This window comes from Shewanella abyssi (genome assembly GCF_023284025.1).
Classification (GTDB): domain Bacteria; phylum Pseudomonadota; class Gammaproteobacteria; order Enterobacterales; family Shewanellaceae; genus Shewanella; species Shewanella abyssi.
In genome coordinates, this window is the sequence record NZ_JAKIKR010000006.1 from 56,690 (window position 1) to 69,799 (window position 13,110).

Genomic DNA, 13,110 nt, shown 5'->3' on the forward strand with positions numbered 1-13,110 from the left:
GAATAACGTCATGTGAGTGTGTTGCAAGCATCGACACTGCTGTAGAAAAAAGCCGCTATCAAATCTAATTTGATAGCGGCTTTTTTAAAGCGTCTATTTGAGATCTATACCTATCCTACCTGAATCCTGAATCCTGAATCCTGCATCTTCAAGTAGGATGGCTATAAGTTAACTTTCGCTAATCACGCTGACGGCAGTACCTGCAACAGAGTCATATATAATTTTTATGTCAGCTGTTGCACGACCCGCGGTGTCATTAAGCGTACGCAATACATAGCTGCATTGCGTCTGTCCCGTTGGATTGGTATCTGCTTGGTGACGATAAGCCTGAAAGTCGCTGCCATTATCGACGCTGGATAACGATACAGTTGCAGGATCTTCGAGTAAGGTATTCCACAAATCAACACAACCTTGCTCGCCTTGGCCAATATTGGTCGGCTGCCCCATAGGGTTGCCTTTATCAATGCCTAGGGGAAAACCGAGCGTATTGATATCTAACTCGCCGCCTGCGTAATCTGGTAAGTCATTTAGCGAGCTATTATTACCCAGTATTTGCCATCGTGTATGGGCAAAGGTAATGGCTTGTTGGTAGGCTGCTGCAGTGGCTTGGACGCGGCTGATTTCGGCATCACGCCTGAAATCGATAAATTTTGGCGCGGCAATTACGGCTAAAATACCAAGCACAATAATGACGACGACCAATTCAATTAAGGTGAATCCTTTGACTTTACTATTAGCTTCCATGCAATTTTAACTTCCAATATAGTGTGGCTATTCGGTGTTTTGAAATCCACTGAATGAACAGATACTTAATGTGATTGGCATAATAGTAATCGATTTGTTAACAGACGGAAACAACTAAACCGCCAAAATGGCGGTTTAGTTGTTTTACAACGCGTATAAATTTACTTATTTAGCACTGCATTAAAGCGAACGAATGCGGCGTCGAGATCGGCAATGAGATCATCGACGTTCTCAAGACCAATATGCAGCCTAATGAGTGGCTTACTGTCGTCCCACTGCGTAGCGGTGCGTATTTTACCGATACCAAATACACCTAAAATCAGGCTTTCAAAGCCGCCCCATGAAAAACCCATCTTAAAGTGATCCATGTTTTCAACAAAAGCGGTGACCGATTGCAGGTCTCCCTGCTTTAATACGAATGAAAATAGGCCATTGGACGCAGTAAAATCGCGTTTGAAAAACTCATGTCCTGGGCATGTATCAAAAGCGGGGTGACGCAGATGGTCAACCTCTGGCCGGCTATTAAGCCAGTTAGCGACTTTTAATGCATTCTGCTCGTGTTGGGCTAAACGAATACCCAGGGTGCGCAGGCCGCGACTGGCGAGATAGACATCATCAGGGGATGTGCACTGGCCTAAAAGGTAGCTGTTTTCCCGCAGCTGTTGCCAATGTTTTTCATTGGCAGTTGCCGTGCCCATCATCACATCAGAATGGCCCACGATATATTTAGTCGCCGCTTGAATTGAAATATCGACGCCCATCTCGAACGGGCGTGAATTAATTGGCGACGCCCAAGTATTATCGAGCATAACCACGATACCTTGTTCGTGAGCAATTCGGCTCAGTGTGGGCACATCTTGAATTTCCATGGTGATAGAGCCTGGAGACTCTAAAAACAACACCTTGGTGTTTGGCTGAATAAGTTCGCGGATACCTTCGCCAACCATAGGATCATAGTAGGTGGTTTCTATGCCATAGCCGGCTAATAACTTATTACATAAGTCGCGCGTTGGCTCATAGGCACTGTCGACCATCAATAGGTGATCGCCCGCTTTTAAAAATGACAGCAAGCTATTGCTGATAGCCGCGCTACCAGAGGGGTAGAGCGCGGTGCCAACACCGCCTTCAAGTTCAGCGATAGCCGCTTGAAAGGCAAAATGAGTTGGTCCGCCGCGGCGACCATAAAACATCTCGCCATTGGCTTTGTTTTTAGCCGCAAAACGCAGTTCTTCCATCGTATCAAACACCATGGTTGATGCGCGAAAAACGGGTGGATTTATCACGCCTTGAGTCCACTTCTTGTCGCGGCCAAGACTAATTATCTGCGTTTCTTTTTTCATAGAGCTCTATTTCCACTATAGGGTATTTTTAGTTTTAGCCATCTTAACATCTAAACGGCTAAAGTGAAGTGTCAATCTACTCATCCTGTGCATCGATTTAGCGATGTTGGCTTTTCTTTACTAATAGGCAGTTGGATTAATATCTCAACCCCAAAAACGGCACCTTGATCATTGACTCTATTTTGTGCGCTGATCTTTCCTTTATGGAACAGGCTGATTAACCGAGCAATATACAAACCAAGGCCTAAGTGCGGTTTATCCTGTGCTTTTTGCGCCCTCACTGAGACCATGGATTCAAAAATCTGCTGCGACATATTCTCAGGCAGAGGTGTGCCGTAGTTGGCAACAGATAGCTGCGCCACCTTATTATTAACCTTAAGGCTCACTTCGATAGCACTATCAGGGGTGCTAAATTCCAGCGCATTGGCAATGAGCTTATCCATTAGTTGCGCAATGTATTCTGGTACGCCCTCGACAACCATCGCTTGTGAGTCGACATCAATATTGAAAAGCTGCTTAGGGTAGGTCATTTGATACCCCTGCATGCAGCCACTAATCACTTTTTCTAATGGGAACAGTGATTTTTCAGCATGGGTTAAACTCTCTTCCAGTCGTGTCGCTTCGCTCATATTATTGAGGATCATATTAAGGCGGTTAACCCCTTCCTGTGCCCGGTCAACATATTTTCGGCTATCAGGGTTGAGCGTTTGCAGACTTAGGTGTTCCAGCGATGAGCGCACCACAGCAACAGGCGTACGAAGCTCGTGGGATAAGCGTGATGACATGTTTTCTAGGTAGTGAGTATATTGACCTAATCGACTGACGATACTGGCAAAACTACGAGACAGATCGCCAATTTCATCACGCACTTTTGAGCCTTGAATGGCTTTCTTAATGCGCCCTTGGTTATCAATCGCTTGCTCGGCTTCATCACGCAATTTACGTATTCTGCTAGAGATGTTGGATGCAAAAAAGAACAGTGCCAAGGTGCCCATACTCATAATGGTTAGGATCACATTAAACAGCTTCTCTAAGGCTTTATTGCGCAGCGTGCGGATCCCATGGGTGGTTTCTTCGGCAATAACCACGCCCATCACTTTATCATCGATCCAAATTGGGCTGGCAGCGGCTAAAACCACCGCCTTGTTGTCGGGAGTGAGTCGCCATGTGGAGCCTTGTTTCCCCTGTAACGCTTTGTTGATGTGACTGCCTTGCAGTACGGTGGAGTCCTGTAGTGAGTCGACAAAGTCCTTCGAGGGGATGGTTAGAATTTTATAATAGAGCGGGTACAAGTATTGCTGCTTAAATCGGTCCCATGGGGTTTTACCCTCTTTTTCCACTGTGGAGCGGGCCCAAACACTGTTGTCTGAACGGATATCACCTGACTTTGCCAGCACGCGGCCATGCTTATCGAGCACCCAAATCCGTGAGCTATTGTGGGCCATGCCCTTAATGATGTTTTCGATTTCTGGTGAAGGCACCAATACCGTGCCGAGTTTATCTACATCATCGATAGCAGAGGTACCGACAATGGCATGCAACTGTCGAGTGTTGTTGTCGTTAACATCATAGATGGCAAAGCCCAGTTTACTGCCAACCATATTCAGTGGGATCCGCAGTTCGACATTGTAGCCTTTAGCTGATTTAAGCCATTTACCCTGAATTTTAACTTCAGGTGTGACAGGTGTTGTCAGTGCTGGATCTTCTGGTAGCTCAAAGGCGCTGATCCAACCATCTTTTGTGGTTGCCACAACATAACGGCGAAATTGGCCGTCGGGTGCTAGCGTTGCAATGGCGATATGGTCATTTCGATCAATGCTTAAGCTGTTCTTGCCGCGATAGACCACCTGTGGATCGCTGACCTCAAAAAAACCGTATAGATAGCCGGCGTATTTACCCACCATATGGGTAAATTCGATGGCTAATGGCTCGGCTGGGTCGCGTTTATAGATCTGATAATCTTCACCATAGTGCAGTGAGCGGTGACGATAGGGCTGCCAGTCGCCAAGCTTACCGTCGAGTTGAATCGGGCCCGCTAATGGATAGGCGTAAAGATCGCGGCCCTTTTCGACTTGAGTCAAGAAGCTTGCTTGGCTATCAAACAATTTCGGCCGCTCGTGTAATGCGGTCGCGAGTGCTTGAGTGGTGCCCTCAAGGGTTTTCTCTTGCCCAAGTCGTAGGTATTTTTCCATCTCCCACACGTATTCGTAACCGAGCCATGGCAAGCACAGTAGGAATAGGGATAAGACGCCGACTTTGGCGCGTAGGCCTATAGGAAGATTAAACATTTAGCTTTGCGCATCCCATCGATAACCCATCCCATAAACCGTATCAATGCAGTCGAACAGGGTGTCTTGGGCGAGGAACTTCTTGCGGATCCGCTTCACGTGAGAGGTAATAGTGGAGTCATCGACAAATATTTTTGCCTCCTGCATCAGCTCTTGTCGTTGCCTGACATGGCCTGGTCGCCTAGCAAGTGCGTGTACCATCCAAAATTCGGTCACGGTTAGCTCTATGTGAGTGCCAGCCCAATAAACCTGCATGCGGTTGATATCAATCGACAGTAACCCATGTTCGATGACAGGGTTATCGTCATTGCTGGCATCTTTAAGCTCTGAACGTCTAAACAGGGCTGCCAGTCGAGCAATTAAGTGCGGAAAGCTAACGTCTTTGCTGAGGTAGTCATCAGCGCCTAATCGTAGGCCACATACAGTGTCAAAGTCGCTGTCTCTAGCTGTCAAAAAGATAATTGGCACCGTGCTCGACATCGCTCGAAGTGACTGGCATAGGGTAAAACCACCGTCGATCTCATGCTCTAAACCGATATCAATAATAGCCAGATCGGGCAGCCGAGTATTGAATGCTCGCATCGCCTCAGGTCGATTGGCATAAGCCTGCACGCTGTAACCTTGCTGCTGCAATACGTCTTTGTAATTTTCCCTCAGGGCGGCTTCATCTTCTACTATCGCGATTCGTTTCATGGCTTATTACTTATAGCGTTGTCTCTGTAATTGATTGTGACTATACAGGATTTTATCTGGGTTTAAAGGCAGCAACAGCGATTGCCATTTTGTTGCCACATTTGATATTTAAATTGCCACGTTTGCTCCCCTTTAAAGACATTTGGCTGAGGTTTAATAGCGTTATTGAAATGACGCCGCATCTCGGCAACTTAATAAGAGACTCAATCTGAGACTCAATCTAAGTTAGTACCTAAAAGGGAAATATTATGAAAAAGCACATTATCGCATCACTGGTTATCGCCTCTATCACACTTTCATCGTACGCCAGCGCCGAAGAAACAATAGAGAACGCAGAACGTAGCCATAACGAAGAGCTCATCGGTTTAAGTTCTGGCATCGTTGTCGGTGCGATTGTCGGTGGCCCAGTGGGCGCCATAATCGGTGCCTTTGCCGGTAGCTTATTAGGTAAGTCGGTCGGCGATGATGATGAGATAAAAAGCCAGCAAGTCATGCTAGAAAGTAAGCAAGATGAGCTCGCATCTCTAAATGAAGAAAATGAATCTTTAATCGCATTATCTACTCAATATGAAGATGCTCAACAGCAACTTACCACGCTCAAAATGGCGCAAGAGAGAAAGTTAACTGAGTTAGCATTAGGGCTTAATGTGCAGTTTAAGACGGGTTCATCAGCCATTGAGCCTCATTTTGCCCAGCAACTCGATGATGTCGCTTACGCAATGTCTTTGTCGCCTGAATTGACCTTGGATTTAACCGGCTACGCCGATAGACGCGGTGATAGTGATTACAACCAAGCCCTATCTGAGCAACGTGTTGCTGAAGTGACAAGTTACCTCGTTAATCAAGGCGTGGCTGATGATCGTCTTAATTATCAAGCTTATGGCGCCAGCTCACCGTTAACGGCTGAGCAGAACTTTGAAAATGATTTCTTTGACCGCCGTGTCACGCTAAAGCTGCAAACCCATGACAGCGAACTTGCCGCAAACCCTGCTCGCTAATCCATCTAGCTGATCTGGCTGTTTGATATATCGATTCAGACAGCTTTGCGTTTATAAGGAGATAAAGATGGTTAGGCAAATTACATTCGCTCGCAGCCCCATGAGACTGTTGCTATGGCAGAGAGCGCTAATATTGGTGACAATATTTTACGCCGCGGTTATTAGCTCGGCCATGGCGCTTGGATCTATGGATGTAGAGCAAACGGATGGCAGTAATAGGGTAACCGATGAGATCCAGCAGGGTAGCTTGATCACGTTCGATGCTAGTGGCAACAAAAGTGTCTCATTACCAATGAAAACCCAAGTGACTATGCAGGTTTCTGGTTGGACTAATCGGGTCTCTTTACGCCATGAATTTCATAATGATCAACTCTTTTGGGTTAATGGCGAATACGTTTTTCCTCTGCCCAATGAAGCCGCAGTAGATGGTCTCAAAATGTGGGTCGGCGATAGAGTGATAGAGGGGCAGATAAAAGAGAAAGCAAAGGCTAAATCACTATTTAGTGATGCTAAAAAGGCGGGTAAAAAAGCCAGTTTACTGCAGCAAAAACGGGCGAATATTTTCAGTGCTCAAGTGGCAAACTTAGCGCCAGGTGAAACCTTAATTGTAGAGCTCAGTTATCAAGAGGTGGTTCATTATGACCAAGGGGTGTTTAGCTTGCGCTTCCCTATGGTGGTGGCGCCAAGATATCAGCCTCAAGGAGCGTCTACTGCAGCAAAGTCCCCATCATCAGCTTATGCTGACTCGGCAATGGCCCTGTGGGATAGCTTAAGGCTTAACAATAAAAGCGGTCAAAATCGGATAAATAGTGTTGATATCGAGGTAGATCTAAATGTGGGCATGGCAATTGATAAGATTGACAGTCCATATCATCAGGTTGAAGTGAGTCGTAAAGACGATGAACAAGCGCATATTCGTTTAACGGCTGCCACGGCCAATAGTGACTTTGTACTCTATTGGCAACCCAAATTGGCTAATGCACCCAGGGCTGCAATATTTAGCCAAATCGGTAAAACCTATGAAAATCCAGAGGTGAGCGAGCTAGATAAAAACGCAGCCACTAACGATGACGCTGAGCAAGCAATAAGGTCAAAGGCACAGTCATCTGAGTACGCATTACTGATGCTGCTTCCGCCGCAGCAAGAGAGTATCTCTGAGGTTGTTGCACCTAGAGAGCTGATATTGGTGATAGATACATCCGGCTCAATGTCTGGTGAAGCCATTGAACAAGCCAAATCGGCCATTATTTATGCCTTAGCTGGGCTCAGGGCTGAAGATAGCTTCAATATATTGCAGTTTAACTCAAGGGTTTACGCACTTGCTGAGCAGCCACTTAAGGCCAATGCTAAAAACATCGGTATTGCACAAGCCTATGTGCATAGCCTGCAAGCTAATGGTGGTACCGAGATGTCACTGGCATTGGATAAAGCGCTCAATCAGCAACCAAGTGCCACACACTCTTTACGACAGGTGCTGTTTATTACCGATGGTGCTGTAGGCAATGAATCGCAGCTATTTAACCAAATACGCAATCAACTGCAAGCTAGCAGACTGTTTACTATCGGCATCGGCGCCGCACCTAATGGTCACTTTATGCAAAGAGCGGCAGAGCTCGGCCGCGGGACTTATACCTATATTGGCAAGCAATCTGAAGTGAAAAGTAAAATGGTGGCTATGCTCGATAAACTAGAGAAACCCACGGTCACCGATGTCGAGGTGCGTTTTGCCGATGGCAGCATCCCTGACTATTGGCCGGCGACCATCCCTGATTTGTATGCGCATGAGCCCATTATGGTGGCAATGAAGCTATCAAGCTTTAGCGATAAAGAGTTCGTCGTTAGCGGATTACTCGCGGGCCAGTATTGGCAGCAGCAACTTTCAATCAAAAATAGTTCGCTAATCAATACTAATGGCAATCCTAATGCAAATTCTAGCACTAGCGCCAAGGGCTTAGATCTAATCTGGGCACGGAAACAGATAGCGGCTTTAGAACTCTCTAAAGAAGCGGCTAATCGAGATCGCATTGAAAAACAAATTACTGCCATCTCGCTCAATTACCATGTGATGAGTGCCTATACCAGTTTGGTGGCTATTGATAAAACACCCGCTCGACCTGACGGCGTTAAGCTTGTTAACGGCCAAGTAGTGCCACATATGCCAAAAGGTTGGCAGCGCTTACCGCAAACCGCGACTAGCAGTTACGCCTTGATAATTTTCGGTAGCATGCTATTGGCACTATCACTGCTTTATGGACTGTCTTTTGCTGGCGTGAGCAGAAGCGTGGGTCATCATGTAATCAAGGCTGACGAATGAATTTGCGCAGTGTAAATATGACTGACAATAAAAAAGGGCTGCGCCGAAATGGAACCTATCGACGGCTGCATATTTTTTTTACCAGCTCACTGTTTATTTTAGGGCTCACTTTTATTGGCCAAGGAGGCTATATGCAAGCTAAAGCTTACTTTGCACAGTTTTTAATCCAGCAAGCGTGGCAAAAAACCCTGGATGATCAGCAGCAACATAAACCCTGGTCATGGGCTGATACTTATCCGGTTGCCAAACTTGAGTTTTTAGCGTCAAGCCGTGCTCGAACTCAAGATCAAACATTGAGCCAAGCAGACAGTGCAGATACAAAGAAAAACCCGAGCCTATATGTGCTATCGGGTGCATCGGGTAGGAATTTAGCCTTTGGCCCTGCTCAAGTATTGTCATCAGCAAAAATTAATAGCAGTGGCAATACTGTAATTGCGGGACATCGAGATACTCATTTCTCGCTGTTAAGTGGTACCAAAGTAGGGCAACTCATGACGTTGCAAGATGGAGCGGGAGCCGAGGTGTTGTACCAAGTGGTGGAAACTCAAGTCGTGCATGAAAGTGACGTTTCTGTAATGGCGGATCTAGGAGAGGCCAAGCTAACGTTAGTGACCTGTTATCCGTTTGACAGCGCGGTGGCGGGTGGGCCGCTGCGTTATGTGGTTACCGCGGTGCCATTGGATAAAGTGGAAGCTATTTAGTCTCATATTCTGCGGAGGAAAACAGCCTAATTAGACATCGGCATCACTCGATTACGGCCAAGGCGTTTTGCTTCATAGAGCTGTTTATCTGCACGTTCAATGAGTGTAGCGTCGGTGTCTTTTTCTTGGTATTGAGCAACGCCAAATGATGCTCTGACATTATCAACTCGTTGATCTTTACGCTTATCCTTTAAGATTAGTTTTTCTAGGCTACGGCGCATCGACTCGGCAAGTTGTCTCACTCTCCCCAGCTGGCTCTTTGGCACTAATAGGGCAAACTCTTCGCCACCAAAACGATAAAGTTTAATCCCGTCATGACAGCCTTCATTCAGTCTTCTGGCCACGGCCTTTAATACTTGGTCACCCAGCTGGTGGCCATAAGTATCATTAAATGCCTTAAAATGGTCAATGTCGGCAATAACTAGGCACAATCCCTCAGGAGTTTGCTCTATGAGTCCTTTGATATCTTTATTGAATGCTCTGCGGTTGAGTGCGCTGGTTAATGCATCAAAATGCATGTCATGCTCAGATTTTTTCAGTTGAATTTTGAGTTGATTAATCTCTGACTGTGCATGAGCTAACTGTTCGGTAAAGTGCTGGGTACTGTTTTTAATATCGTAGGCGTCGCTAGCGAGATTTTTAACCAGTGACAGTACTTCTTCAATAGAGAAACCTTCGTTTTCAATTTTATTGAGCTTATCAAAATTGCTGTCAATCTTAGTTTGAAACTGGTTTGCATCGACATTGGTATCTTTTAATGATTGCGATAGGTCGGTCACCATAGCATCGAGATTTTGACGCATTTCAATAACGCCTAGTTCTATCGGATCTGAAAGATAGGCTTGATACAAGCGCTCACTCTGACTCGGGGGGCAAGTACTGTATTGACTCAGCAATTCATCTAACTGTCGATTGAGCTCGGGACTACTTTGACCAACATAGGCGTACCATAAGGCATAATTGATTGGAGTGGTGGGGATTTGGTGCTTTAGCATTAAAGGAATGGCTTTCTTTAACTTAGCAGCCGCTTCCCTTAGCAATTCATTCGACATTATTTTGCCTTAACTTGATCAATAAACTCACTTTGTCATTATTATGCAAATGAGTGATGGCATCATTGTGCATTTTATAAAGCCATTCTATTATGATTTGCCTTTGTGAATACATCTCTTTAATGAAAATAAACTACAAAGTTGCAGAATAATTAAAAAAAACAACAATAATATAAAATAAAAGGACATGCAGTGAAAAAACTCATACTAGCAAGCGTGTTGTCTGCGTTAATCTTGCCATCTTTTGCCCATTCAGATGACGGCGCTGTTAGCCTAGATCTTGATAAATATCGAACCCATGTAAAGACTCTTGCTAGCGATGAATACGGCGGACGAGCACCTTTGTCAGCGGGGGAGACGTTAACCTTAAATTATATAGAAGCTGAGTTTAAGAAGATGGGGTTACAACCTGGCTTTGGTGACGAGTATTTGCAGCCTGTACCATTGGCAAAAGTCACTGCAGATCAGAATATGATCCTCAACATTGGATCGTTAAACCTGACCAATGGCACTGAATTTACCGCCCGCACACAGCAAATAAGCGACCGCGTTAAACTTGAAAAGAGCGAAGTGGTTTTTGTCGGTTATGGCATTAATGCTCCAGAATATAACTGGAATGATTATCAAGATATTGATGTTAAGGATAAAACTGTCATTGTACTCGTTAATGACCCAGGCTTTGCCACTCAAAATTCTGACTTATTTAAAGGTAATGCCATGACCTATTATGGCCGCTGGACCTATAAGTATGAAGAAGCGGCAAGGCAGGGGGCAAAGGCGGTATTTATTGTGCACGAAACTGCGCCGGCGGCTTATGGTTGGGGCGTGGTGCAAAACTCAAATACCGGCGTTAAATTTACCTTAGTTGATGACAATAATAACCAAGGTCAAGTTGGCGTGATGGGGTGGATCCAACATCAAAATGCCAAACAGATTTTTGCTGAAGCAGGTTTAGATTATGAGCAGCAAAAGCTAAAAGCTGCCATGGCTAATTTTAAGGCGGTGACTTTAAACACAACGGCTAGCTTAACGCTCAATAACCATATTGAACGAGCCCAGTCATACAATATTATGGCTTTACTACCGGGTAGCGAGCGCGCTGATGAAATGGTGGTGATGCACGCTCATTGGGATCATCTCGGCACTCGGGTCGATAAAAAAGGCGAGAAGCATATCTACAATGGTGCGGTCGATAACGCTAGCGGCGTCGCTGGTGTACTTGAACTGGCCAGAATGTTTAGCTTACGTGCTAAAGAGCAACCCTTTAAACGCTCAATACTGTTTACCTCGTTCACAGCTGAAGAAACGGGCTTAATTGGGGCACAGCATTTTGCTAAGCAACCGCCGATACCGACAAAAAAGATAGTCTCTTTCTTGAATATTGATGGTATGAATGTCAATAACAGCGTCGATTACATATTGCGTTATGGGCAAGGGGTATCAGAGATGGAACACTATCTCAATGACGCTGCTAAGCATCAAGACCGCTTTGTAAAGGGAGACCCTCTGCCACAAAATGGACTTATGTTCCGCTCTGATCATTTTGCATTAGCGCAACAAGGGGTACCAGGATTACTGTTTATGAGCCTAGGGGACACCGATCCTGATTATATTGCTCATAAATACCATAAAGAAGCGGACGATTATGATCCAAATTGGACTCTGGGCGGTGTACGCCAAGATATCAGTTTAATCACCGACATTCTTGCAACGCTTGCCAATAATGATGATTGGCCTAAATGGTTAGAAGAGTCAGACTTTAAAAACAGACGTGCCCAAGACGGGAAATAGCGAGTAGGAATAGTTAGCGAGCAATAAAAAAGACACCGCAGGGTGTCTTTTTTATTGCTATCACAGTGTTCAGTTCAGCCATGGTTAGAACTGATAGCTCACCGAAAGCATGGGTCCGGTAAAGCTGTAGTAAATATTGTAATCGGCAATCTTCATATCGGCATTTTTCAAATTAGAGGTATATTCGACATCCACTTCATAATAGTTAAACGCCGCAGTCATATGCCAGTTATCCGTTATCGCCGCTTCGACTCCGAGTCTAATATCGACTAAACCGCCTTTTAAGTCATCCAGCTTAATATAGAAATATTGCGCATGTCCGCTGAACTTAAAGCCTGGGTATATTTCATAACTGCCATATACACCGATATCAGGTAAGGGGGCTGTGAGTTTCTCATCGACAATTTTAGGGATAGTTACCGTGTCAGGGCAGCGAGTTTCAGTGTCGACATCACAGACCCCTATATCCCCTTTAAACGCGGTTTTAATGAACATCGCGTGTATGCCAACTGAGACGCCTACATCGTAATTATCGCCTTGCCAAATATCATATCCGTAGCCGATACGGGCAATATCGATATTAAGGGTGGTATCTAATGAGATCCCAGATTTTACGTCGTAGATAGTGTCGTTCCAAGTAAACTGAAACGGTTTCTCTACTGATTGGACGAGTGCGTTGCGATGAAGTTGTTTCCAGTCGGCATATAAATTATGTCTATCATTAAATCGATGGGTGAATTCAAAGAAAGGCAGGAACTGAGAGTCTTCAAGCTTTAAGTCTTGCTCAAAGTCGAGGGAGAAATTATTACCCAGAAGAGGGTCGTTTACATCAATACTCGAATCAGTATTAGCATAAAAACCGCCAACGCGAATAATAGTATTACTCTCCGCTTTGACGCTATAGCTAGTCACCAAGGCCAATAAAGTGGCTGTGATAAATGTGAAACTTTTAGACATTAAAAGTAACTCCGCAATCTCTTATAATTTTTATTTTGCAACTGTTGAATCGAGTCAACAGCCTAGATATATCAAAACAGCATAACAGCATATGCCAAAATGTGAACGATATGTTTCAGCATATGTGTTATTTGTTTGATCTATTACAGGATAACTACATTTTTAACTAGTTTAGGCGTATTTTGTGGCGGATATGACAGAAATCGTACTCAATGGGATATAACTCTAAAAG

10 protein-coding genes are annotated in these 13,110 nt (G+C 44.9%); 4 read left to right on the forward strand and 6 right to left on the reverse strand.

The features are described 5' to 3' along the window. Positions 1 to 168: 168 nt before the first annotated feature. From L2755_RS04385 to pdsR, 4 genes are all read right to left on the reverse strand, one after another. The gene (locus L2755_RS04385) at positions 169 to 744 is read right to left on the reverse strand and encodes a type II secretion system protein (RefSeq protein ID WP_248979527.1); all 576 of its coding nucleotides are present in this window, start codon (positions 742 to 744) and stop codon (positions 169 to 171) included. Between the two features lie 161 nt (positions 745 to 905). Then, complete coding sequence (locus L2755_RS04390; RefSeq protein WP_248979528.1) at positions 906 to 2,084, reverse strand: cystathionine beta-lyase; 1,179 nt, start codon at positions 2,082 to 2,084, stop codon at positions 906 to 908. A gap of 80 nt (positions 2,085 to 2,164) precedes the next feature. After that, complete coding sequence (pdsS, locus tag L2755_RS04395) at positions 2,165 to 4,372, reverse strand: proteobacterial dedicated sortase system histidine kinase (RefSeq protein ID WP_248979529.1); 2,208 nt, start codon at positions 4,370 to 4,372, stop codon at positions 2,165 to 2,167. Then, on the reverse strand, positions 4,373 to 5,065 hold the full coding sequence (pdsR, locus tag L2755_RS04400) for a proteobacterial dedicated sortase system response regulator (protein WP_248979530.1): 693 nt from the start codon (positions 5,063 to 5,065) through the stop codon (positions 4,373 to 4,375). A gap of 248 nt (positions 5,066 to 5,313) precedes the next feature. On the opposite strand from pdsR, the gene pdsO reads away from it, so the two are divergent. From pdsO to L2755_RS04415, 3 genes are all read left to right on the forward strand, one after another. Next, positions 5,314 to 6,063 (forward strand): sortase-associated OmpA-like protein PdsO, encoded by a 750-nt coding sequence (gene pdsO / locus L2755_RS04405; protein WP_248979531.1) that lies wholly within the window; start codon positions 5,314 to 5,316, stop codon positions 6,061 to 6,063. A gap of 67 nt (positions 6,064 to 6,130) precedes the next feature. Continuing rightward, entirely contained in the window at positions 6,131 to 8,377 is a 2,247-nt protein-coding gene (locus tag L2755_RS04410) for a marine proteobacterial sortase target protein (protein WP_248979532.1), read from the forward strand. A gap of 17 nt (positions 8,378 to 8,394) precedes the next feature. Beyond that, positions 8,395 to 9,078 carry a class GN sortase gene (locus tag L2755_RS04415; protein WP_283102719.1) on the forward strand — a complete coding sequence of 228 codons (684 nt, stop codon included), beginning with the start codon at positions 8,395 to 8,397 and terminating at the stop codon, positions 9,076 to 9,078. 26 nt (positions 9,079 to 9,104) lie between these two features. On the opposite strand, the gene L2755_RS04420 is transcribed toward L2755_RS04415, so the two are convergent. Further along, complete coding sequence (locus L2755_RS04420) at positions 9,105 to 10,130, reverse strand: GGDEF domain-containing protein (protein WP_248979533.1); 1,026 nt, start codon at positions 10,128 to 10,130, stop codon at positions 9,105 to 9,107. A 192-nt stretch (positions 10,131 to 10,322) separates the two neighbouring features. Here L2755_RS04420 and L2755_RS04425 point away from each other — a divergent pair, with 192 nt between their 5' ends. Next, the gene (locus L2755_RS04425) at positions 10,323 to 11,921 is read left to right on the forward strand and encodes a M28 family metallopeptidase (protein WP_248979534.1); all 1,599 of its coding nucleotides are present in this window, start codon (positions 10,323 to 10,325) and stop codon (positions 11,919 to 11,921) included. Positions 11,922 to 12,005: 84 nt separating this feature from the next. On the opposite strand, the gene L2755_RS04430 is transcribed toward L2755_RS04425, so the two are convergent. Continuing rightward, on the reverse strand, positions 12,006 to 12,878 hold the full coding sequence (locus L2755_RS04430) for a hypothetical protein (RefSeq protein ID WP_248979535.1): 873 nt from the start codon (positions 12,876 to 12,878) through the stop codon (positions 12,006 to 12,008). Positions 12,879 to 13,110: the final 232 nt, after the last annotated feature.

Excerpts from the sequence above, each read along its gene's own strand:
- L2755_RS04385 (WP_248979527.1), bottom strand. The coding sequence starts at position 744 with ATGGAAGCTAATAGTAAAGTCAAAGGATTCACCTTAATTGAATTGGTC.
- L2755_RS04390 (WP_248979528.1), bottom strand. The coding sequence starts at position 2,084 with ATGAAAAAAGAAACGCAGATAATTAGTCTTGGCCGCGACAAGAAGTGG.
- pdsS (WP_248979529.1), bottom strand. The coding sequence starts at position 4,372 with ATGTTTAATCTTCCTATAGGCCTACGCGCCAAAGTCGGCGTCTTATCC.
- pdsR (WP_248979530.1), bottom strand. The coding sequence starts at position 5,065 with ATGAAACGAATCGCGATAGTAGAAGATGAAGCCGCCCTGAGGGAAAAT.
- pdsO (WP_248979531.1), top strand. The coding sequence starts at position 5,314 with ATGAAAAAGCACATTATCGCATCACTGGTTATCGCCTCTATCACACTT.
- L2755_RS04410 (WP_248979532.1), top strand. The coding sequence starts at position 6,131 with ATGGTTAGGCAAATTACATTCGCTCGCAGCCCCATGAGACTGTTGCTA.
- L2755_RS04415 (WP_283102719.1), top strand. The coding sequence starts at position 8,395 with ATGACTGACAATAAAAAAGGGCTGCGCCGAAATGGAACCTATCGACGG.
- L2755_RS04420 (WP_248979533.1), bottom strand. The coding sequence starts at position 10,130 with ATGTCGAATGAATTGCTAAGGGAAGCGGCTGCTAAGTTAAAGAAAGCC.
- L2755_RS04430 (WP_248979535.1), bottom strand. The coding sequence starts at position 12,878 with ATGTCTAAAAGTTTCACATTTATCACAGCCACTTTATTGGCCTTGGTG.